The following is a 20792-nucleotide window of genomic DNA, read 5'->3' as shown; positions in this document are numbered from 1 at the left end:
CCTAAGCGCGCGATGGATCGCGCGCAATCGCGGTTCGCGGCAAAGAGTGTCGCGTCAGGCCTGCGGCCGTGCTTCCGTCGCGACCACCGCCGGCGGCAGGATTTCCGGCTCTAGGGGCTTGTGCTCTTCCGGCATCTTGAGCAGCATCTTCAAGAGCCGCGCGATGGTCCGGCGCATCTCCAGTCGCGACACCACCATGTCGACCATGCCGTGCTCCATCAGATATTCGGAGCGCTGGAAGCCGTCCGGCAGTTTTTCCCGGATGGTCTGCTCGATGACACGCGGTCCGGCGAAGCCGATCAGTGCGCCGGGCTCGGCTATATGCACGTCGCCCAGCATGGCGTAGGAGGCAGTGACGCCGCCGGTCGTCGGATTGGTCAGCACGACGATGTAGGGAAGGCCGGCTTCCTTCAGCCGGTCGACGCCGACCGTGGTGCGCGGCAATTGCATCAGCGACAGGATGCCTTCCTGCATGCGCGCGCCGCCGGAAGCGGCAAACAGGATCAGCGGCCGCTTGCGCTGCACGGCCACCTCGAAGGCATGAACGATGGCGTCGCCCGCGGCCATGCCGAGCGAACCGCCCATGAAGGCAAAATCCTGCACCGTCACCACCACCGGCAGGCCTTCTACGGTGCCCAGCGCGTTGACGATGGCATCTTCCAGGCCGGTCTTGGCCTTGGCGTCCTTCAACCGGTCGGTGTAGCGCTTCTCGTCGCGGAACTTCAGCGGGTCCAGCATGACCTTGGGATTTTCGAGCTGTTCGTATTTGCCGTCGTCGAGGAAGTATTTCAGCCGCTCCTTGGCCGAGATCTTCATGTGATGGCCCGAAGACGGGATGACGAACTGGTTGGATTCCAGATCCTTGTGGAACACCATCTCCCCGGTCTCGGGATCCTTGATCCACAGGTTCTCGGGCATGTCGGTGCGCCGGCCGAGCATCGAATTGATCTTCGGGCGAACGTAGTTGGTGATCCAGTTCATCGCTTCGGCTCCTGTCCTGACGAAGAGTTAGAGCAATTCCAGGAAAAGTGTGAACCGGTTTTCCGACCGGAATTGCGATAAAGCAAAAAGATAGAGCGGTTCGGCGTTTCCGTGAAACGGCAAACCGATCCAGCGCATGCCGCCCGGGATGGCGACGTGCACAAGACCTGAGGTAGGAAAACTATTCGGCGGCAGCAAGGCGGGCCAACCGCACGCCCTGCGCGAGGCCGCTGACCAGCGTGGCGACGGCCTCGGCCGGGTCGGCGGTCTTTTCGCCCTTCGGCCCCAGCACATTCGCGACCGCATTGACGATCGCGGTGCCGACGACGACGCCGTCGGCATTGGCGCCGATGACGCGCGCCTGTTCGGCGGTCTTGACGCCGAAGCCGACGCAGACCGGCAGATCGGTATGGCCCTTGATGCGCTTGACCGCCGCAGCCACCTTGCCGGTGTCGGCCAGCGCGGAACCGGTGATGCCGGTCATCGACACGTAATAGACGAAGCCGGACGTGTTCTGCAGCACCTTGGGCAGGCGCTTGTCGTCGGTGGTCGGCGTCGCCAGCCGGATGAAGTTGATGCCGGCTTTCAGCGCCGGGATGCACAGCTCCTCGTCCATCTCCGGCGGCAGGTCGACGACGATCAGCCCGTCGATGCCGCTGGCCAATGCGTCCTTGAGAAAGCGGTCGACGCCGTAGATGTAGATCGGGTTGTAGTATCCCATCAGAACGATCGGCGTCTCATTGTCGCCGGTGCGGAAGTCAGCCGCCATCTTGAGCGTCTTGACCAGCGTCTGGCCGCCTTTCAGCGCCCGCAAGCCCGCGGCCTGGATCGCCGGGCCATCGGCCATCGGATCGGAGAACGGCATGCCGAGTTCGATGATGTCCGCGCCGGCCGTTGGCAGCGCCTTCATGATCGACAGCGAGGTCTGATAGTCCGGGTCGCCGCCCATGAAATAGGTGACGAGCGCCGGGCGGCCTTCGTTCTTGAGCTTTGCCATGCGGCGATCGATGCGGGTCACCATGATCAGATCTCCATGCCCAGCATCGAAGCCACCGTATGCACGTCCTTGTCGCCGCGGCCGGACAGGTTGACGATGACGATCTGGTCCTTGTCCATGGCGGGCACGATCTTCACCGCATGGGCGATGGCGTGCGCCGATTCGAGCGCCGGGATGATGCCTTCGACGCGTGTGGTCAGCTTGAAGGCCTCCAGCGCCTCGTCGTCGAGGATCGGCACATATTCGACGCGGCCAGAGTCGCGCAGCCAGGAATGCTCCGGGCCGACGCCGGGGTAATCGAGGCCGGCCGAGATCGAATGGCCGTCCATGATCTGGCCGTCGGCATTTTGCAGGAGATAGGTGCGGTTGCCATGCAGCACGCCCGGCGCGCCGGCGTTCATCGAGGCGCAGTGCTCGATGCCGTCGAGGCCACGCCCGCCGGCCTCGATGCCGATGATGCGGACATCCTTGTCGTCGAGGAACGGATGGAACAGGCCGATGGCGTTGGAGCCGCCGCCGACGGCGGCGATGATGGTGTCGGGCAACCGGCCTTCCTGCTCGAGGATCTGAGCGCGCGCCTCCGAACCGATCACCGACTGGAAGTCGCGCACCAGCTCCGGATAGGGGTGCGGGCCGGCGGCGGTGCCGATCAGGTAATAAGTGTCCTCGACATTGGTCACCCAGTCGCGCAGCGCCTCGTTCATGGCGTCCTTCAGCGTGCCGTGGCCAGCGGTCACCGGCCGCACTTCGGCGCCAAGCAGCTTCATGCGAAAGACATTGGGGCTTTGGCGGGCAACGTCCGTGGCACCCATGTAGACGACGCAGGGAAAGCCGAAACGGGCAGCGACCGTGGCCGACGCCACGCCGTGCTGGCCGGCCCCGGTCTCGGCGATGATGCGCGTCTTGCCCATGCGCTTGGCCAGCAGGATCTGGCCGAGGCAATTGTTGATCTTGTGCGAACCGGTATGGTTCAGGTCCTCGCGCTTGAAATAAACCTTTGCGCCGCCCCCGATGCCCTTCGCCGAGGAAACCTCACGAAGATGCCTGGTCAGTCCTTCGGCGAAATAAAGCTTCGACGGCCGCCCCGCATAATGGGTCGAAAGATCGGTGAGCTCGGCCCTGAAATCCGGATCGTTCTTGACCTCGTTCCAGTGCCGTTCGAGGTCGAGGATCAGCGGCATCAGCGTTTCGGCCACGAAACGACCGCCGAAAATGCCAAACATGCCCTGTTCGTCGGGTCCGGTGCGGAAGGAATTGAGTGTCGCCGGCTTGTTCATCGCCGATCTCCTGGCATCTCGATTTTCTTGAGCATGTCCTGTCGAAAACCGTTTTCCACTTTCGGGACATGCTCGGGTTTGAGCCGGTCAGGCGGCGCGGTCGTCTCGCGCTGCCTTGACGGCCCGGAAAAACTGCTCGATCAGCGCCGGATCCTTGATGCCCGGCGCGCTTTCCACGCCGGAGGAAATATCAATTCCGGGCGGGCTGGCAAGCCGAAGGGCATCGCCGATATTGGCGGCGTTGAGCCCACCGGAAAGCATGTAATCGAGCCCGGCGTCAAGGCCGGTCAGGATGCGCCAGTCGAACGCAACGCCATTGCCGCCCGGCAACTCGGAGCCCTTCGGCGGCTTGGCGTCGAACAGGAACCGGTCCGCGACCCCGACGAACGGTTTGATGCGCTCGAGATCGGCGGCTTCGCTGAGCGGCAGCGCCTTCATGACCGGCAGGTCATAGCGGGCTTTCAGTTCGGCCACCCGTTCGGGCGTTTCCGAGCCGTGCAGCTGCAGCATGTCCGGGCGCATGCTGTCGATGATGTCGTCCAGGAAGGTGTCGTTGGCGTCGACGGTAACGGCAACCGCCAAAGCCTTGCCGCGCGCGGCTTCGCGCAACCGCCCGGCTGCAGCCGGTTCGATGTAACGCGGGCTCTTGGCAAAGAAAATGAAGCCGACATGGCTGGCGCCGCCGGCCAGCGCCGCTGCCATTGCCTGGTCGGTCTTCAAGCCGCAGATTTTGACGTCGAGTGCCATGGCGCGGGAATTGACATGAAATCGAGGCAGAGTCGAGAAAAAGCATGTTGTTTGCCGGCAGGGCCAAAGGCGCTACCTATCATGGGAAAGCATGCAAGGCGGGAGAACATCATGACTGACAGAACCGTTGCCGAACTCAGGCAGAAGATCGCGCAAGCGCGCGAGGTGATCGCGCATTTGATGGACAAGGCCGCCTTCAACGGCGCCGAGGCGCATCGGGCGCTCGATTATTTCGACACCGACGCCTTCGATCGGAATTTTTTACCGTGGCCGCATCATAGCGAAGAGGGGCTGCGGCCTGAAGAACTGAACGCCGCGAATGACGATTGAGTTCGTGCGGCCAGTAAGAACGTAGACGCTGGCGGGACCGGAGGTGTGAAGCATCACCGCGGAAAAGCTTATTTTCTGGCGCCGTACGACGCTTCATTGCGCTACTCGAAAACGATCGCCTGCAAGGCCCCGCCATTGCGCTTCAGCCAGTCCTTGCAGCGGTCGGTGTCGGGGCAGAGCTTTTCGCACAATTTCCAGAATTTCGGGCCGTGGTTCATCTCTTTCAGATGCGCTACTTCATGCGCGACGAGGTAGTTGATGACGGGCGGCGGCGCCATCATGATGCGCCAGGAAAAGGACAAATTGCCTTCGGAGGTGCACGAGCCCCAGCGGCTGGACGTATCCTTGTAGCGGATCGCCTTGGCGCGCTTGCCAAGCGCTTCGGTGTGCCTGGCCACCAGCTTCTCGATCTCCTTCTTGGCCTCGCGCTTCAAAAAATCGGCGATGCGGCGCGGCAGGTGGATGCGCTCGCCATGCACGATCAGCAGCGGGCCGCGTTCGTCGCGCGACACGGTGACGGTGCCGCGCCTTGACGGCTCATGCACGATGCGGTGCGGCACGCCGCGGATTGGTATCTTGATGCCTGGCCGTACCTGCGGCCGTGTCGGCACCTTGGCCAGCCGCTGCTCCAGCCAGTCCTGATGACGATCGAGGAACCGCTCCACCTCGCCGCGGCGCAGGCCCGGCGGCACGGTGATACGCAGGCCCTGGCCGCTGGAATCGATGCGCAGCGTCAGACGCCGCGCCCTGGCGCTCTCGACGATCTTGAGCGGCAGCGTGCGGCCGGCAACGCAGTATTCTCGCTCCACGACAGGCGTGGGCTTGGGCTTCGTCAGATTGCGGAAGAATCCGAGGGTCATGGCCGGACGATACGCGATTCGAGAAAAACGAATAGAACAAAAAAGAAACGGCGCCGCTCGCGCGACGCCGTTTTTTCACGATCGGGCCTGTCGCTCAGCCTCAGTCGTCAAGCAGGTTCGAGCCTTTGCCACGCTTGGTGGGGGTCGTGCCTGTGCTCGGGTCGCTCTTTGCCGGAGCGGTCGACTTGTTGCGGTTCGCCATGAAGCGATCGAACTCGTCCTGGTCCTTGGCGCGACGCAATTCGCGGGCGTAGTCGTCGAACTCGGTCAACATGTCGTCGAGCTTGCGGCGTTCCTCGGCCAGGCGTTCAAGCTCCTTTTCGCGCCAGTCGTCAAACGCGACGTTGCCGGTCCGGGCGGAGCCGTGGCCCCAGCGCGCGGCTTTGTCGGAACCGCGGCGGCAGCCGGCGAAGATGCCGTCGGTCGCGCGGTTGACATCACGCTTGAAGCCCTCGAGCCGGTCGCCCCAGATGATGTAGGCGAGCATGGCGAAGCCGAGCGGCCAGAACACCATGAAGCCGATCACCATCAACGCGATGGTTGCCGGCGTCCAGGCCGGGCGGATCAATGCAGATGTGTTCATTTTCTCCCATTCCTTCGGTTGGAGACAGCCAGGACCGGCTGCGTGGAATCGAAATGGGAAGGCAAAAACGGCGATTCAAGACAATGTCGGCTAAAACCGGACAAGCTGCTGAAATGATTATCGCTTTTTGAGCATATCGAGGAAAAGCACGACCAGACCGGCAATCAGTCCCCAGAATGCGGCGCCGACGCCGAACAAGGTCAGCCCGGAGGCGGTGACGACAAAAGTGACGGTGGCGGCCATGCGCTCGCTTTCGTCCTTGAGCGCGATCGCCAGCGCGTTGGCCAGCGAGGCCATCAGCGCAAGACCCGCAACCAGCACGATGAGGCTCTGCGGCAGGACGGCGAAGATCGCCACCAGGGAGGCGCCGAAAATCGCGAAGATCAGATAGGCAAGGGCATAGAACGGCCCTGTCTTCCAGCGCTCCGTTGGGTCTGGATGAACGTCGGGCCCGGTGCAGATAGCCGCCGAAATTGCCGCCAGATTGGTGGTCGAGCCGCCGAACGGCGCCGAAAGCAGCGAAAACAGGCCGGTGATGCCGATCAGCGGACCGGGTTCCGGATGGTAGCCGGCGGCGCGCAGCACGGCGAGGCCCGACAGGTTCTGCGAAGCCATGGTGACCAGGTAGAGCGGTACTGCCAGGCCGATTATCGCCTTGGCGGTGAACACAGGCGCGATCAGAGTGAGCGTCGACAGTTCAGGAGTGGGCAAACCGCCGACGCGGCCGGTGAGAAACGCGGCGAGACCGCCGCCGACCAGCACTGCCAGCACCGACAGCGCCGGATTGAACAGGCGGATGACGAAGAAGGCGGCGATCAACGGCAGGATCAGCCAGGGATCGGCGGGAACAGTTTTGACCGCATTGAGCGCGAAGGTGACGACAATGCCGGCCAGCATTCCTGAAGCGACCGAGGGCGGTATCCCCGAGATCAGTTTCGTCAGCGGCCGGAACAGCCCGGTGGCGACCAAAAGAATGCCGGTGACGATGAAGGCGGCGACGGCCTCGCCGATCGAAAAACCGCTCGACGCCGCCATCAGCGCCAGGCCCGGCGTCGACCAGGCGGTGATGACCGGCATTTTCGTTCGCCAGGATAGCCACAGGCTTTCGACCGCCATCGCCAGGCAGATGGTGGTCACCCAGCTCGCCGTCTGGATTTGCGTCGCGCCAACCGCGTGGGCGGCGGCAATGACAATGGCCAGCGTGCCGCCGAAACCGACGATGGCCGCGACAAAGGCTGAGATCGGGATGGAAAGGCGCATCGTCACTTGCCCCGCGCAGCCATGTCGCCGACCGCCCGCACCAGCATGTCGAGATCCTGCGGCCGCGACAGCCGGTGGTCGCCGTCCGGGATCAGCGACAGCGTGACATCGTCGGCCGGCAGCAGGCTGACCAGCTTCAGCGCATGGCTCGACGGCACGTCCCGATCGGCCAGGCCCTGCAAGACGTGTACGGGGCAGTGCGTGTCGAGCGGGCCTGTCATGACCAGGTTGTCGCGCCCATCCTCGATCAGCGCGCGCGTGTAGATGTAGGGCTCGGTGGAATAGTCCGACGGCTCCTCGAAGAAGCCTTTTTTGGCAAGGTCGCGCTTCTGCGCTTTGGTCAGCACCGGTTCGACCAGTTCTGCGGTAAAATCCGGCGCCGGTGCTAGAAGCACCAGACCGACGACGCTTGCGTCGCCTGCCTTGCGCAATTCCTGCACCATGCGCAGGGCGATCCAGGCGCCCATCGACGAGCCGACCAGGATCTGGCTGCCGCTGGTGAAATGCCGGAACACGGCCAGGCTTTGCGAAAGCCATTTTGAGATCGTGCCGTCGGCAAAGGCGCCGCCGGATTCGCCGTGTCCGGAATAGTCATGACGCAGGAAGGCGCGGCCGTCTTTTGCCGCCCAGTCCGAAAGCGCTTCAGCCTTCGTGCCCAGCATGTCCGACTTGTAGCCGCCGAGCCAGACGACGCCAGGCGTCGCGCCCGCAATATGGCGCACCGCGATGCTCGATCCGTCGACATCCAGAAAGACAGGGGCAGTCATGGCTTTTTCCTCACGCCGACTTTCGGCGCAGGGTCTTGTGACACAGCCAGTGGTGTGGCGAAAAGTGCTCGCGATCTTTCTTTGTTTGCCGCAGGCAGCGATCAGGTGATTTTCTGTCAATGCTGTGCTATTGACTCCGCCCGCGCGCTCACCACATTGGCGCGTCCACATATCAACACCTGCAAATCCAGAACGAAACGGCCAAGGAGACCACGACCATTCGCAGACCTTTCAAAGCAGCGGCGCCGACCAAGGATGGGCCGCGCTCCAATCGTGACATCCGGGTTCCCCGGGTCCAGCTTATCGACGCCGAAGGCCAGAACCGTGGCGATGTTTCCATCAACGACGCATTGCTGCTCGCCGAAGAGGCAGGGCTCGATCTCGTCGAGATATCGCCCAACGCGCAGCCGCCCGTCGTAAAAATCCTCGATCTCGGCAAGTTGAAATACGCCAACCAGAAGAAGGCGGCCGAGGCGCGCAAGAACCAGAAGGTCATCGAGATCAAGGAGATCAAGATGCGCCCGAACATCGACAGCCACGACTACGAGACCAAGATGAAGGCGGTGCGCCGCTTCTTCGAGGAAGGCGACAAGGTCAAGCTGACATTGCGCTTCCGTGGCCGCGAGATGGCGCATATGGAGCTCGGCATGCAGCTTCTGAACAAGGTGCGTGAGGAAGTGGCTACCATCGCCAAGGTGGAAGCGGAACCGAAGCTCGAAGGCCGCCAGATGATGATGGTGCTGGCGCCGCGCTAGATCACGATAAGGTTAGCGCGACCGACGCGCTCCAATTCCGCCTGAATTGTGCTACAGGGCGTCCCGGCGATCGGCGGGACGCCCATTTCTCGGCCATAGCTGCGGTCGCCGGCTAAGCTCTCGACGATCGGATTCCTCCCTTGGACAAAAAACTCAAATACGGGCTGGGTGGCTACCAGCGCACGCGCAGGCTGGTGCTTGCCGTGCTTGTGGTGGTGCTGTTCGCAGCCCTGCTGTTCGGGCAATCGAGCTTTCCGCCTGATACGGCGATGCATGAAACGATCGAGATGTTCGGCGTGCTGCTGATTTTCCTAGGTATCTGCGGTCGCCTTTGGTCGACGCTCTACATAGGTGGGCGCAAATCTTCCGAAGTTGTGACGGGCGGGCCTTATTCGATCACCCGCAACCCGCTCTATGTGTTCTCGACTGTGGCCGCGGCCGGCGTCGGCGCGCAGATCGGCTCGTTCTCCGGCATCATTCTGTTCGCTGTCCTGTGTGCGGGCGCCTTCCATATCGTCATCCTGCGCGAGGAGAAATTCCTTAAGGAAACGCTCGGCGAGCCCTATCAGGCCTATCTGGCAAGAGTGCCGCGATTCTTTCCGAAGCTTTCCCTCTACCAGGAAGGCGACACCGGCAGCTTCAAGCCGCGCCTGCTGTTGACAACGCTTCTCGACGGCCTGGTGTTCCTCATCGCGCTGCCGGCCTTCGAACTGATCGACGGCGCCCAGCAGTCGGGTATGTTGCCGGTGTTGTTTACGCTCCCCTGATGAAGGACCGGGCGCCGCATCCGGGCGTTCGGGGAAACGCGCGGCGCGGTGGGTGTTGCACAGTCGCCTGCTTTGACGTATAGGACCGCCGTTCCAAGAAAACCGCCCGGCAGGGCATGCCGTGGCGGTTTCATTTGCTTTTCGGGCTTTGGTCGGCCCGAAGCGAACAAGAAGCGCGATGGTGCGCCACAATACGGAGTAGCAAAATGCCCAAGATGAAGACCAAATCGGCCGCCAAGAAGCGGTTCAAGATCACCGGTACGGGTAAAGTCCTGTCGGCTGCGGCCGGCAAGCGTCACGGCATGATCAAGCGTTCCAACAAGTTCATTCGAAATGCCCGCGGCACGATGGTTCTGGCTGAACCGGATGGCAAGAAGGTCATCAAGAATTTTCTGCCGAACGGCCTCTGAGCATTCGGCCGAACACGAATTTGTTTTACGCAATTCCGAACGGAAAACCGCAAGGCACTTTTCCTGGAATTGCTTTTAAGGAGATCATGACATGGCACGCGTAAAAAGAGGCGTCACCTCGCACGCCAAGCACAAGAAGGTCCTGAAAGCCGCGAAAGGCTTCTACGGCCGCCGCAAGAACACCATCCGCATCGCCAAGCAGGCGGTGGAAAAGTCGCTGCAATACGCCTATCGCGACCGCAAGAACCGCAAGCGCTCGTTCCGCGCGCTGTGGATCCAGCGCATCAACGCCGCGACGCACGAGCACGGCCTGACCTATGGCCGTTTCATCGACGGCCTCAACAAGGCTGGCATTGAGATCGATCGCAAGATCCTGTCGGATATGGCCATCCACGAGCCGCAGGCTTTCGCCGCGCTCGTGGCCAAGGCCAAGGTTGCTCTTGAGTACCTCAAGAACACCACCCCGAATGCTTTTGAAAGCGCTGTCGCCTAAGACCAGCGCTTCCCAAGCATTCGAAATTCTGATTTGGGGAACCCGCGCTGGCACGGCTGGCGCGGGTTTTTCTTATGCCTGATGTAACCAAATTGGTGACACGCCCGGTGATGGTGGGTTGCCCGATCGAGAGAGTTTCGCCGTGAACGCCACCGCTGGAAATCTTGAAAGCCTGGAAGCTTCGCTGCTCGCCGACATAGCGTCGGCTGCTGACGAGGCCGCGATAGAAGCCGTGCGCGTGGCAGCCCTTGGCAAGAAGGGGTCGATCTCGGAAATGCTGAAGACGCTCGGCTCGATGAGCGCTGAGGAGCGCCAGGTCAAAGGCCCCGCCATCAACGGCCTCAAGAACCGCGTCACCGATGCGCTCACCGCGCGCAAGGCGGAACTCAGGGATGTTGCCATCACTGCCCGCCTCGCCGCGGAGAAGGTCGACGTGACGCTGCCGGTGCGGCAGTCGCCGGCCGAGCGCGGCCGCATTCATCCGATCAGCCAGGTCATCGACGAGATCGCGGCGATCTTCGGCGATCTCGGCTTCGCCATCGCCGAAGGGCCCGACATCGAGACCGACTATTACAATTTCACCGCGCTGAATTTCCCGGAAGGCCATCCGGCGCGCGAGATGCATGACACCTTCTTCTTCCAGCCGGACGAGAAGGGCGAGCGCAAGCTTCTGCGCACCCACACCTCGCCGGTGCAGATCCGCACCATGGAGAAGCAGAAGCCGCCGATCCGCATCGTCATTCCGGGCAAGACCTACCGGCAGGATTCCGACGCCACCCACTCGCCGATGTTCCATCAGGTCGAAGGGCTGGTGATCGACAAATCGGCCAACGTCGCCAACATGAAGTGGGTGCTGGAAGAGTTCTGCAAGGCCTTCTTCGAGGTGCCGTCGGTCAAGATGCGCTTCCGGCCGTCCTTCTTCCCGTTCACCGAGCCAAGCCTCGAGGTGGATATCCAGTGCGACCGCTCGCGGCCAGGCGAGGTGCGCTTCGGCGAAGGCTCCGACTGGATGGAGATCCTTGGCTGCGGCATGGTGCACCCCAACGTTCTGCGCGCTGGCGGGCTCGATCCCGATGAATATCAGGGCTTTGCCTGGGGCATGGGCATCGACCGCATCGCCATGCTGAAATACGGCATGCCGGATCTGCGCGCCTTCTTCGATGCCGATGTGCGCTGGCTGTCGCATTACGGCTTCCGGCCGCTCGACATGCCGACTTTGTTCGGGGGCCTGAGCGCGTGACGGTCAAGACGATTCCTGCTGCGATACATTACGGAACAGCATCATGAAATTCACCCTCTCCTGGCTCAAGGACCATCTCGAGACCGACGCCTCGCTCGGCGAGATCGTCGAGCGGCTGACCTCGATCGGCCTCGAGGTCGAGCATGTCGACGACAAGGCGAGCCTGAAGCCCTTCGTCATCGCCAGGGTGCTGACGGCGGTGCAGCATCCCGACGCCGACCGGCTGCGGGTGCTGACCGTCGACACCGGCGACGGCAAGCCGCCCGTGCAGGTCGTCTGTGGCGCACCCAATGCGCGGGCGGGCATGATCGGCGCCTTCGCCGCGCCCGGCACTTATGTGCCCGGCATCGATGTGACGCTGACGGTTGGCAAGATCAGGGGCGTCGAAAGCCACGGCATGATGTGTTCCGAGCGCGAGCTGGAACTTTCCGACGAGCACAACGGCATCATCGACCTGCCCGAAGATGCGCCGGTCGGCACCAGCTTCGCCGCTTACGCGCATCTCGACGATCCGGTCATCGAGATCAATCTGACGCCAAACCGGCCTGATGCCACCAGCGTTTACGGCATCGCCCGGGATCTCGCGGCGAGCGGTCTCGGCCGCCTCGTCGGCGGCGCGATCATGCCGCATGTCGGCAATGGAATGTGCCCCGTCAAGGTGACGATCGAAGCGCCGGAACTCTGCCCCGGCTTCGCGCTCAATCTGGTCAGCGGCGTCAAGAACGGCCCGTCCCCGAAATGGCTCCAGCAGCGGCTGATCGCCATTGGGCTGAGGCCCATCAGCGCGCTGGTCGATATCACCAACTACGTCACCTTCGATCGTGGCAGGCCGCTGCATGTCTTCGATGCCGGCAAGGTCGCCGGCAATCTTGTCGTGCGTCGCGCCAGGGATGGCGAAAAGGTACTGGCGCTCGACGGCCGCGAATACACGTTGACGCCGGAGATGTGCGTCATCGCCGATGACAATGGCGTGGAATCGATCGCCGGCATCATGGGCGGCGAGCGTTCCGGCTGCGACGAGAACACGACCGACGTGCTGATCGAATCCGCACTCTGGGACCCGATCACCACGGCCCGCACCGGGCGCGCGCTCGGCATCATCACCGATGCCCGCTATCGTTTCGAGCGCGGGGTCGACCCCGAATTCATGGTGCCGGGCGTTGAGCTTGCGACCCGGCTGGTGCTTGATTTCTGCGGCGGCACGCCGACGGAAATCGAGGTGGCCGGCTATGCCGGCCATCAGCCCAAGATCGTCTCCTTCCCGCTGTCGGAAGTGAAGCGGCTGACCGGCATAGAAGTGCCGAAGGCGGAAAGCCTCGATATTCTCACGCGCCTCGGCTTCAAGCCTGAGGGTTCGGGCGATGTCGTCGAAATCGCCGTGCCGTCCTGGCGTCCCGATGTCGACGGCAAGGCCGACCTGGTCGAGGAGGTGATGCGCATCCACGGCGTCGACAACATCGCTTCGCAGCCGCTCGGCGCGCATGACGCGGTCAACGGCAAGATCCTGACGACGCTGCAGATCCGCACCCGCGCGGCCAAGCGGGCGCTGGCCGTGCGCGGCATGATGGAGGCAGTCACCTGGTCGTTCATCCCCGCCAGGCACGCCGAACTATTCGGCGGCGGGCAGGCTTCGCTCAAGCTCGCCAACCCGATCGCCGCCGACATGTCCGACATGCGGCCCTCGCTGCTGCCCGGCCTGATCGCAGCCGCCCAGCGCAATGCCGACAAGGGCATTGGCGACGTGGCGTTGTTCGAGGTCTCCGGCACCTATGAGGGCGACGGCGCCGACCAGCAACGGCGCGTTGCCGCCGGCGTGCGGCGCGGCACCGCCAAGCTCGACGGTTCCGGCCGCAACTGGGCTGGCAATTCCGGTCCGGTCGGCGTGTTCGACGCCAAGGCTGATGCCATCGCCGCACTCGAAGCCTGCGGCGCGCCGGTCGAGCGGCTGCAGATCGAGGCCGGCGGCCCGTCCTGGTACCATCCTGGTCGTTCCGGAACGATCAAGCTCGGACCGAAGACGGTGCTCGGCACGTTCGGTGAATTTCATCCAAAAACGCTGGAAGGGCTCGACGTCTCCGGCCCGCTCTGCGGCTTCGAAGTGTATGTCGATGCCGTGCCCGAGCCCAAGGCAAAGCCGACGAAAACCAAGCCCAGGCTGGATCTCTCCGCCTTCCAGGCGGTGAAGCGCGACTTCGCCTTCGTCGTCGACAAGGCGGTCGAGGCCGGCACGCTGGTACGCGCGGCGCTCGCCGCGGACAAGAAGCTGGTCACCGGCGTCTCGGTCTTTGATGTTTTCGAAGGTGCGGCGCTCGGCGAGGGCAAGAAGTCCATCGCCATCGAAGTGTCGATCCAGCCGGTCGAGAAGACGCTGACCGACGAGGATTTCGAGGCGTTGGCCAGGCGCGTCGTCGAGAATGTCGGCAAGCAGACTGGAGGCGTGCTCAGGGCATAGCCTCTTTCCGGGATTGCGGGAGCACGGCGAATCGCCCTCCAAAGGGCGATGGACCATTTGCACTATTTCGGGCTCCCGTTCGAAGCACAACGCGCTGCGTTTCTCGACATCCTGCTGTCGGATGCGCTCGTGCGCCAAGCGCTGGTATGTGCCCGCACGCTCGATCTTCCGGACTGGCTGGCGGTCTCCGGCGTGCTCTATAACTCGGTCTGGAACCATCTGACGGGGAAGCCGTCGGGTTATGGCATCAAGGATGTCGACCTGTTCTATTTCGACGATAGCGACCTGTCCTACGAGGCCGAGGACGCCGTCATCCGCCGGGCGGCGAAGCATTTCCAGGGGCTGCCCCTGCCGGTCGAGGTGCGCAACCAAGCGCGGGTGCATTTGTGGTACCCGCAGAAGTTCGGGCGGCCCTGTCCGCGCTACACGAGTTCGAGCGAGTCGGTCCGGTTTTTTGCGTCGAAGACACATGCGGTCGGGGTGCGATACGACGCGGATTGTCAACTGGAACTGCTGGCGCCGTTCGGTCTCGACGACGTCTTCTCATTCCGCGTCACGCCGAACCGGGCGATGGACAATCAGCGGACGCATGAGGCGAAGGGCCAGCGGGCGCGGGATTACTGGCCGGAGATTACGGTCGTGCCATGGTAGGAAATGTCCGGCAGGACAGAGGGGGGTGCCTCGCGCGGACATCCGTGATCTTCTGTATCGCGCATCGCCACCCCACCCCTGTCTTCGCTTCGCTGCGACAGCGAGCCGACCTCCGCACAGGGGGGAGGGTGAAAGCTCACCCATTCACCAGCGCCAGCAGCTCCTCTGTGTAGCGCTTGCCCATGACCTTATCAGGCGACAGTGCATCGCCGATGGTCTGTACCTCTGCGGCACTCAGCTCGATATCAGCCGCCGCCGTGTTCTGCTCGAGATGGCGGATCTTTCGGGCGCCCGGGATGGGGACAATGAAATCGTCCTGGTGCAGTACCCAGGCGAGCGCCAGCTGTGCCGAGGTCACTCCCTTTTCGGTCGCCAGTTTTTCCAGCGTGGCCACGACTTTGGCATTGGCTTCCATGGCGTCGGCCTGAAAGCGCGGCAAGGTGCGGCGCCAGTCGTCGTCATCAAGCGTTTCGGGCTTGGCGATCGTGCCGGTCAAGAGGCCACGGCCGAGCGGGCTATAGGGAACGAAACCGATGCCGAGTTCGCGGCAGACGGCGAACACATCGTCTTCCGGGTCACGGCTCCACAGCGAATATTCGCTCTGGACGGCCGCGATCGGATGCACGGCATGCGCCCGGGGGATGGTGGCGGCACTCGCTTCCGAAAGGCCGAGCGCGCGCACCTTGCCCTCGCGCACCAGCTCGGCCATGGCGCCGACCGTGTCCTCGATCGGCACGTTCGGGTCGACGCGGTGCTGGTAATAGAGATCGATCACGTCGGTGCCCAGCCGCTTCAGTGACGCCTCTGCGACGGCCTTGACGTGTTCGGGGCGGCTGTCGACGCCCGCCATGCGGTCGGTGCCGGTGCCTTCCTCCAGGATTTTGAAGCCGAATTTGGTTGCGATCGTCACCTGATCGCGCACCGGCTTCAGCGCCTTGCCGAGCAGGATCTCGTTCTCGTAGGGCCCGTAGACCTCCGCCGTGTCGAAGAAATTGACGCCGATCTCGACGGCGCGGCGCAATGTGGCGATCGCCTCGGCTTCCGGCTGGCCCCCATAGCCAAAGCTCATGCCCATGCAGCCGAGGCCGACCGGAAAAACTTCCAATTCAGTACCGAGTTTGCGGGTTTTCATCACGCGTCTCCTTGTTGCGATACTCAGGAGATAGCGCCTTGCCTTATGTTCGATAATCGTCTCATCTGTGCACGGGGCGTTCTAGTGAATAGATCAATGAACCGAGCACATCTTTCACAGCTTGCGGTGCTGGCAACTGTTGCCCAATGCGGCAGCTTTCGCGGCGCGGCCAGGGAACTGGCGATCGCGCCGTCGGCGGTCAGCCATGCCGTGTCCAGCCTTGAGGCGCGGCTTGGCGTGCGGCTGTTGGCACGCAGCACCCGCAGCGTTGCCCCGACCGAAGAGGGCGCGCGGTTGCTGGAACGATTGCGGCCGGCGCTGTCGGAGATCGACCTGGCGCTGGAGACGGCGGTCGAGGCGCGCGACCGGCCCGCCGGCAATCTGCGGCTGAGCGTGCCGCGCACGGCAGCCCATCTGGTGCTGACCCCGCGGCTCGGCGCCTTTGCCGCGGCTTACCCCGATATCGTGCTGGAGATCGTCATCGAGGACCGCTTCACCGACGTGGTGGAAGGCGGTTTCGATGCAGGCGTGCGGCTTGGCGAAAGCCTGCAACGCGACATGATCGCGGTGCGCATCGGGCCTGATATACGCGGCGCCGTGGCCGGCGCGCCCTCCTATTTCGACACCATGCCCAGGCCGCGCCATCCGCGTGACCTGTCCGATCATCGCTGCATCCGCTTCCGCTTCTCCAGCGGCATTCTCTACCGCTGGGAATTCGCCAGGGATGGCGAGGAGATCGAGATCGCTGCGCAAGGACCACTGATTCTCGACGAAGACCATCTGATCGCCCAGGCGGCGGTCGACGGGGCCGGGCTTGCCTTCGTCTTCGAGGATTATGTCCGCGAGCCGCTCCGCGATGGCCGGCTGGTTCGCGTGCTGGAGGATTGGTGTCCGTCCTTCGAGGGTTTCTTCGTCTACTATCCGAGCCGCCGCCAGATGCGGCCTGCGCTCAGGGCCTTCATCGATTTCTTCAGGGTGAGCGGATAGGCTGCCTCTCCCTTGTGGGAGGTGGAAGAAAGCCGACGCGGCATTCGTTCGCCTTCCATGCGAGCTTCGATCATAAATACCCCGACCCGCTACGGCTGGGCGGCAATCCTGCTTCACTGGCTGATCGGCCTTGCCTTCATCGGCCAGTTCGCACTCGGTTTCGTGATGGTCCGCATCAGCAGCCAGCGCACGGCTTTCGAGCTCATCCAGCTGCACAAATCGCTGGGCTTCCTGCTGCTCGGCCTGATCATCCTGCGCATCGCCTGGCGGCTCGGCAATGCCGCGCCGGCCTTGCCATCCTCGGTCGGATCCCTGGAGCGCCGGGCGGCGCCGCTCGCTCACCTGGCGCTCTATGCCTTCCAGATCGCTTTGCCTCTGTCCGGCTGGGCGCTGGTTTCGGTCTCGACGCTGGAAATTCCAAGCATGCCGTTCAACCTGTTCGTGATGCCAAACCTGCCGCTCGCGGAATCCGATGCCGCCGAAAGTTTCTGGGCGGCTGCGCACTGGTACCTCGCTTATGCCGGCGCAGCACTTGTGGCGCTGCATATCACGGCGGCACTGCGCCATCATTTCCGACTGAGGGACAATGTGCTCACACGCATCGTCACGCCTTCCTCAGGCGGGGAATAGAACGGGCTTCGGCCTCGTTTGTAAGCGAGGACGCGAAGAGCGTTGCCTCCGAAGAAGGAAATAATCTCATGTATGCGCGACTCCTCGGATCGGCGGCCCTTGCCGCTTGCCTTGCCGTGCCTGTCTGGGCAGCAGTTGTCCTCGATGATGCCGCCGGCAGTTACACGATCAGCCAGGCTGACTCCTCGATCCGCTTCACCATCGGCAAGGCCGGCGGCGGCGGTTTCGATGGTGCGTTTGCTCACTTCAAGGGCACGATCCGCATCGACAATGACGACGTCAGCCGCTCGAAGGTCAACCTCACCATTTTTCCCGAAAGCGTCGGCACCGGCCAGGGCCGCATCGACGCTTTCCTGCGTTCAGACGCCGTGTTCGATGCGGCCAACAGCCCCGAAATCCAGTTCCGCTCGACCAGCGTGACCCGCACCGGCGATACGACGGCGCTTGTCACCGGCCGGCTGACGGCGCGCGGCAAGACGTTTGCGGAAAAGTTCACCGCCGAGCTCGATGGCCTGAAGTCCGGCACGATCGGGTTCCACGTCACCGGCAAGGTGCTGCGGTCGCGCTACGGAATGGATGTCGGCACGCCGATCTATTCCAACGTCGTCGGTTTCGACATGAGGCTGACGGGGAAGAGGGGTTGAGCCATCGCTCCCCGCTCGTGGGGCGAGGAACTTGGCCCCCGCATTGGCTTTTGCCCCGATTTCAGGCAAACCTCCTCGCCTGTAATCGAGAGGAGAAGCCTGATGTTCCGATGGGGTGTGTTATCGACGGCCAAGATCGGTCGCGAGCAGCTTTTACCTGCGATCGTGGAGGCGGAAAATGGCGTGCTGTCCGCAATCGCCAGCCGCGATCAGTCGAAGGCCCGTGGGTTGGCCGATCGCTTCGGCGCGCCGCATGCTTTCGGTTCCTATGAGGAGTTGCTCGCCTCGAACGAGGTCGACGGCGTCTATATCCCGCTGCCGACATCGCAGCATGTCGAATGGACGGCCAAGGCCATTCAGGCGGGAAAACATGTGCTGGTCGAAAAGCCGTTGGCGCTCGACGCCAAGGACATTCCGCCGCTGATCAAGCTGCGCGATGCCAGCAAGGTGTTGGTCTGCGAAGCCTTCATGGTCGTCTACCATCCGCAATGGATCAAGGTGCGCGACCTGATCGCCAGCGGCGTCATCGGCCGGCTGCGCCATGTGCAGGGCGCGTTCTCCTATTACAATGTCGATCCCAACAACATGCGCAACCAGCTCGACCTTGGCGGCGGCGCGCTGCCCGACATCGGCGTCTACCCGACCGTGTCGACGCGCTTTTCCACCGGCAAGGAGCCGCTGCGCGTGCAGGCGACGATCGAGCGCGACAAAAAATTCGGCACCGACATCTATTCCTCGATCCGCGCCGATTTCGGCGACTTCGAACTGTCCTTCTATCTCTCGACCCAGATGGCCGCGCGCCAGGTGATGGTATTCCATGGCGAGAACGGGTTCATCGAGGTGTTCTCGCCGTTCAATGCCGGGCTCTACGATCACCACCGCGTCGAGTTGCACAATCAGAACCACACGGAGGCGCAGGTGTTCCGCTTTCCCGGTACGCAGCAGTACCGGCTCGAGGTCGAGACCTTCGCGCGGGCGGCCCAGGGCGGTAAGGAGCGCGTCTTCACGCTGGAGGAATCCGTGCTCAACCAGAAGGTCATCGACGCCATCTTCCGCGCCGGCGGCAAGGATGGCTGGGAGGCGGTCTGACCATCATTAATATATTCCGGTTCGAGATTCATACGGTAGCCAGCTAACGGGAGGGGAAATTGGCTGACGACGCGGATGTCATCATTGTCGGCGCCGGCCTTGCCGGGCTGGTCGCCGCCGCCGAACTGGCCGAGGCCGGCAAGAAGATCGTCATCGTCGACCAGGAACCGGAGCAGTCGCTGGGCGGCCAGGCCTTCTGGTCGTTCGGCGGTCTGTTCCTCGTCGATTCGCCCGAGCAGCGGCGCATGCGCATCCGCGATTCGCACGAGCTGGCGCTCGAGGACTGGCTGGGCACCGCCGCTTTCGACCGGCCGGAGGATCACTGGCCGCGCAAATGGGCCGAGGCCTACGTCGGCTTCGCCGCCGGCGAGAAGCGCTCCTGGCTGCTGGAGCGCGGGATGAAATTCTTTCCCGTGGTCGGCTGGGCCGAGCGCGGCGGCGGCAATGCCATTGGCCATGGCAATTCCGTGCCCCGCTTTCACATCACCTGGGGCACCGGTCCCGGCGTGCTCGAGCCCTTCGTGCTGCGCGTCCGCGAAGCCGAGAAGAAGGGACTGATCCGCTTCAAGTTCCGCCACCGCGTCAACGAATTGATCCGCACCGGCACGAGGATCGACGGGGTGCGCGGCGACATCCTGCAACCAAGCACCGTCGAGCGCGGCCACAAGAGTTCGCGTGAGATATCAGGTGATTTCGAGGTTCATGCGCAGGCCGTGATCGTCGCCTCCGGCGGCATCGGCGGCAACCACCAGCTGGTCCGGGAAAACTGGCCGAAGCGTCTGGGCGCGGCGCCGAAGTGCATGATCACCGGCGTGCCCGACCATGTCGACGGCCGCATGCTGGCGATCACGGAACAGGCCGGCGGCAGCGTCATCAATCGCGACCGCATGTGGCACTATGTCGAGGGCATCAGGAACTGGGCGCCGATCTGGACCGATCATGCCATCCGCATCCTGCCCGGTCCGTCGTCGCTGTGGCTCGACGCCAGGGGCAAGCGCCTGCCGGTGCCGCTTTACCCCGGTTTCGACACGCTCGGCACGCTCAGCCACATCACGAGCACCGGGTTCGATTATTCCTGGTTCATCCTGACCAAAAAAATCATCCAGAAGGAGTTCGCGCTCTCGGGCTCCGAGCAGAACCCGGACCTGACCGGCAAGAGCTGGCGCCAGGTGCTCGGCCGCGCCACGTCGGGCATTCCGGGCCCGGTCAAGGCGTTCATGGAGAAGGGCGAGGATTTCATCATCGAGGCCGAACTGCCCGATCTGGTGGCGCGCATGAACAAGCTGGCCGGCGGCGAACCGCTGCTCGACGTCGCCCATGTCGAGCGCGAGATCCGCGCCCGCGACCGGCAACTCGACAATCCCTTCTCCAAGGACATGCAGGTCACCGCGCTGCGCGGAGCGCGGGCCTATCTCGGCGACCGGCTGATCCGCACGGCCAGGCCGCACAAGATGCTCGATCCCGCGAACGGCCCGCTGATCGCGGTTCGCCTCAACATCCTGACCCGCAAGACGCTGGGTGGCCTGCAGACCGATCTCGAAAGCCGCGTGCTGGGGAGCGATGGCGAGCCGGTTCAGGGCCTCTATGCGGTCGGCGAAGCCGCCGGTTTCGGCGGCGGCGGCGTGCATGGCTATGCGGCGCTCGAAGGCACGTTCCTGGGCGGCTGTATCTTCTCCGGCCGCAGCGCCGGCCGGGCGGCGGCTCGTTCGGTAGGCTGAGCGCCGAACGGCTTGGCAGTCG

22 protein-coding genes are annotated in these 20792 nt (G+C 63.5%); 13 read left to right on the top strand and 9 right to left on the bottom strand.

Annotation, left to right across the window (positions count from 1 at the left end):
- Nucleotides 1-54: 54 nt before the first annotated feature.
- From accD to FJ949_RS00170, 4 genes are all read right to left on the bottom strand, one after another.
- A complete protein-coding gene (gene accD, locus FJ949_RS00185) occupies nt 55-981 on the bottom strand; it encodes an acetyl-CoA carboxylase, carboxyltransferase subunit beta (RefSeq protein WP_140491161.1) in 927 nt (308 codons plus the stop codon).
- Between the two features lie 181 nt (nt 982-1162).
- Entirely contained in the window at nt 1163-2002 is an 840-nt protein-coding gene (trpA, locus tag FJ949_RS00180) for a tryptophan synthase subunit alpha (RefSeq protein ID WP_140491158.1), read from the bottom strand.
- 2 nt (nt 2003-2004) lie between these two features.
- On the bottom strand, nt 2005-3255 hold the full coding sequence (gene trpB, locus FJ949_RS00175; protein ID WP_140491156.1) for a tryptophan synthase subunit beta: 1251 nt from the start codon (nt 3253-3255) through the stop codon (nt 2005-2007).
- A gap of 87 nt (nt 3256-3342) precedes the next feature.
- Nucleotides 3343-4002, bottom strand: a complete 660-nt coding sequence (locus FJ949_RS00170) for a phosphoribosylanthranilate isomerase (protein ID WP_140491154.1) — start codon at nt 4000-4002, stop codon at nt 3343-3345.
- A gap of 111 nt (nt 4003-4113) precedes the next feature.
- Between FJ949_RS00170 and FJ949_RS00165 the strand changes: the two genes are divergently transcribed.
- Complete coding sequence (locus tag FJ949_RS00165) at nt 4114-4332, top strand: hypothetical protein (protein WP_140491152.1); 219 nt, start codon at nt 4114-4116, stop codon at nt 4330-4332.
- 101 nt (nt 4333-4433) lie between these two features.
- On the opposite strand, the gene FJ949_RS00160 is transcribed toward FJ949_RS00165, so the two are convergent.
- The 4 genes from FJ949_RS00160 to FJ949_RS00145 form a co-directional block, all read right to left on the bottom strand.
- On the bottom strand, nt 4434-5192 hold the full coding sequence (locus FJ949_RS00160; RefSeq protein ID WP_140491150.1) for a M48 family metallopeptidase: 759 nt from the start codon (nt 5190-5192) through the stop codon (nt 4434-4436).
- A 100-nt stretch (nt 5193-5292) separates the two neighbouring features.
- Nucleotides 5293-5775: a DUF2852 domain-containing protein gene (locus tag FJ949_RS00155; RefSeq protein WP_140491148.1), complete on the bottom strand. Its 483-nt coding sequence runs from the start codon at nt 5773-5775 to the stop codon at nt 5293-5295.
- A 117-nt stretch (nt 5776-5892) separates the two neighbouring features.
- Nucleotides 5893-7035: a benzoate/H(+) symporter BenE family transporter gene (locus FJ949_RS00150; protein ID WP_140491146.1), complete on the bottom strand. Its 1143-nt coding sequence runs from the start codon at nt 7033-7035 to the stop codon at nt 5893-5895.
- A 2-nt stretch (nt 7036-7037) separates the two neighbouring features.
- On the bottom strand, nt 7038-7802 hold the full coding sequence (locus FJ949_RS00145; protein WP_140491144.1) for an alpha/beta hydrolase: 765 nt from the start codon (nt 7800-7802) through the stop codon (nt 7038-7040).
- A 218-nt stretch (nt 7803-8020) separates the two neighbouring features.
- Between FJ949_RS00145 and infC the strand changes: the two genes are divergently transcribed.
- The 7 genes from infC (at nt 8021) to FJ949_RS00110 (ending at nt 14570) form a co-directional block, all read left to right on the top strand.
- Nucleotides 8021-8557, top strand: coding sequence for a translation initiation factor IF-3 (gene infC, locus FJ949_RS00140; protein ID WP_140491142.1), 537 nt, complete (start codon nt 8021-8023; stop codon nt 8555-8557).
- 140 nt (nt 8558-8697) lie between these two features.
- Complete coding sequence (locus FJ949_RS00135; RefSeq protein WP_140491138.1) at nt 8698-9324, top strand: isoprenylcysteine carboxylmethyltransferase family protein; 627 nt, start codon at nt 8698-8700, stop codon at nt 9322-9324.
- Between the two features lie 206 nt (nt 9325-9530).
- Complete coding sequence (gene rpmI, locus FJ949_RS00130; RefSeq protein ID WP_006201248.1) at nt 9531-9734, top strand: 50S ribosomal protein L35; 204 nt, start codon at nt 9531-9533, stop codon at nt 9732-9734.
- Nucleotides 9735-9825: 91 nt separating this feature from the next.
- Nucleotides 9826-10227, top strand: a complete 402-nt coding sequence (rplT, locus tag FJ949_RS00125; protein ID WP_006201247.1) for a 50S ribosomal protein L20 — start codon at nt 9826-9828, stop codon at nt 10225-10227.
- Between the two features lie 142 nt (nt 10228-10369).
- A complete protein-coding gene (gene pheS / locus FJ949_RS00120) occupies nt 10370-11467 on the top strand; it encodes a phenylalanine--tRNA ligase subunit alpha (RefSeq protein ID WP_140491135.1) in 1098 nt (365 codons plus the stop codon).
- 43 nt (nt 11468-11510) lie between these two features.
- Nucleotides 11511-13919 carry a phenylalanine--tRNA ligase subunit beta gene (pheT, locus tag FJ949_RS00115; protein ID WP_140491133.1) on the top strand — a complete coding sequence of 803 codons (2409 nt, stop codon included), beginning with the start codon at nt 11511-11513 and terminating at the stop codon, nt 13917-13919.
- 48 nt (nt 13920-13967) lie between these two features.
- Nucleotides 13968-14570, top strand: coding sequence for a nucleotidyltransferase family protein (locus tag FJ949_RS00110; protein WP_140491131.1), 603 nt, complete (start codon nt 13968-13970; stop codon nt 14568-14570).
- Nucleotides 14571-14706: 136 nt separating this feature from the next.
- Here the strand turns inward: FJ949_RS00110 and FJ949_RS00105 are convergent, their stop codons facing one another.
- The gene (locus tag FJ949_RS00105) at nt 14707-15702 is read right to left on the bottom strand and encodes an aldo/keto reductase (protein WP_140491129.1); all 996 of its coding nucleotides are present in this window, start codon (nt 15700-15702) and stop codon (nt 14707-14709) included.
- 96 nt (nt 15703-15798) lie between these two features.
- Here FJ949_RS00105 and FJ949_RS00100 point away from each other — a divergent pair, with 96 nt between their 5' ends.
- From FJ949_RS00100 to FJ949_RS00080, 5 genes are all read left to right on the top strand, one after another.
- Complete coding sequence (locus FJ949_RS00100) at nt 15799-16689, top strand: LysR family transcriptional regulator (RefSeq protein ID WP_140491127.1); 891 nt, start codon at nt 15799-15801, stop codon at nt 16687-16689.
- Between the two features lie 57 nt (nt 16690-16746).
- Nucleotides 16747-17319, top strand: coding sequence for a cytochrome b (locus FJ949_RS00095; RefSeq protein ID WP_140491125.1), 573 nt, complete (start codon nt 16747-16749; stop codon nt 17317-17319).
- A 68-nt stretch (nt 17320-17387) separates the two neighbouring features.
- On the top strand, nt 17388-17963 hold the full coding sequence (locus tag FJ949_RS00090; protein ID WP_140491123.1) for a YceI family protein: 576 nt from the start codon (nt 17388-17390) through the stop codon (nt 17961-17963).
- A gap of 102 nt (nt 17964-18065) precedes the next feature.
- Nucleotides 18066-19052: a Gfo/Idh/MocA family oxidoreductase gene (locus FJ949_RS00085; RefSeq protein ID WP_140491121.1), complete on the top strand. Its 987-nt coding sequence runs from the start codon at nt 18066-18068 to the stop codon at nt 19050-19052.
- 59 nt (nt 19053-19111) lie between these two features.
- Nucleotides 19112-20770: an FAD-binding dehydrogenase gene (locus tag FJ949_RS00080; RefSeq protein WP_140491118.1), complete on the top strand. Its 1659-nt coding sequence runs from the start codon at nt 19112-19114 to the stop codon at nt 20768-20770.
- Nucleotides 20771-20792: the final 22 nt, after the last annotated feature.

Origin of the sequence: Mesorhizobium sp. B2-4-1, from assembly GCF_006442185.1 — a bacterium.
Lineage (GTDB): Bacteria > Pseudomonadota > Alphaproteobacteria > Rhizobiales > Rhizobiaceae > Mesorhizobium.
Note: the sequence above shows the minus strand (reverse complement) of the source record. Positions and strands in the feature narration are given on the sequence as shown.

Coding starts and splice junctions, on each gene's coding strand:
- FJ949_RS00090 (WP_140491123.1), top strand. CDS start 17,388: ATGTATGCGCGACTCCTCGGATCGGCGGCCCTTGCCGCTTGCCTTGCC.
- FJ949_RS00095 (WP_140491125.1), top strand. CDS start 16,747: ATGCGAGCTTCGATCATAAATACCCCGACCCGCTACGGCTGGGCGGCA.
- FJ949_RS00110 (WP_140491131.1), top strand. CDS start 13,968: ATGGACCATTTGCACTATTTCGGGCTCCCGTTCGAAGCACAACGCGCT.
- accD (WP_140491161.1), bottom strand. CDS start 981: ATGAACTGGATCACCAACTACGTTCGCCCGAAGATCAATTCGATGCTC.
- FJ949_RS00105 (WP_140491129.1), bottom strand. CDS start 15,702: ATGAAAACCCGCAAACTCGGTACTGAATTGGAAGTTTTTCCGGTCGGC.
- FJ949_RS00145 (WP_140491144.1), bottom strand. CDS start 7,802: ATGACTGCCCCTGTCTTTCTGGATGTCGACGGATCGAGCATCGCGGTG.
- FJ949_RS00085 (WP_140491121.1), top strand. CDS start 18,066: ATGTTCCGATGGGGTGTGTTATCGACGGCCAAGATCGGTCGCGAGCAG.
- FJ949_RS00155 (WP_140491148.1), bottom strand. CDS start 5,775: ATGAACACATCTGCATTGATCCGCCCGGCCTGGACGCCGGCAACCATC.
- FJ949_RS00165 (WP_140491152.1), top strand. CDS start 4,114: ATGACTGACAGAACCGTTGCCGAACTCAGGCAGAAGATCGCGCAAGCG.
- FJ949_RS00170 (WP_140491154.1), bottom strand. CDS start 4,002: ATGGCACTCGACGTCAAAATCTGCGGCTTGAAGACCGACCAGGCAATG.
- trpB (WP_140491156.1), bottom strand. CDS start 3,255: ATGAACAAGCCGGCGACACTCAATTCCTTCCGCACCGGACCCGACGAA.
- rpmI (WP_006201248.1), top strand. CDS start 9,531: ATGCCCAAGATGAAGACCAAATCGGCCGCCAAGAAGCGGTTCAAGATC.
- pheT (WP_140491133.1), top strand. CDS start 11,511: ATGAAATTCACCCTCTCCTGGCTCAAGGACCATCTCGAGACCGACGCC.
- trpA (WP_140491158.1), bottom strand. CDS start 2,002: ATGGTGACCCGCATCGATCGCCGCATGGCAAAGCTCAAGAACGAAGGC.
- FJ949_RS00100 (WP_140491127.1), top strand. CDS start 15,799: ATGAACCGAGCACATCTTTCACAGCTTGCGGTGCTGGCAACTGTTGCC.
- rplT (WP_006201247.1), top strand. CDS start 9,826: ATGGCACGCGTAAAAAGAGGCGTCACCTCGCACGCCAAGCACAAGAAG.
- FJ949_RS00150 (WP_140491146.1), bottom strand. CDS start 7,035: ATGCGCCTTTCCATCCCGATCTCAGCCTTTGTCGCGGCCATCGTCGGT.
- FJ949_RS00160 (WP_140491150.1), bottom strand. CDS start 5,192: ATGACCCTCGGATTCTTCCGCAATCTGACGAAGCCCAAGCCCACGCCT.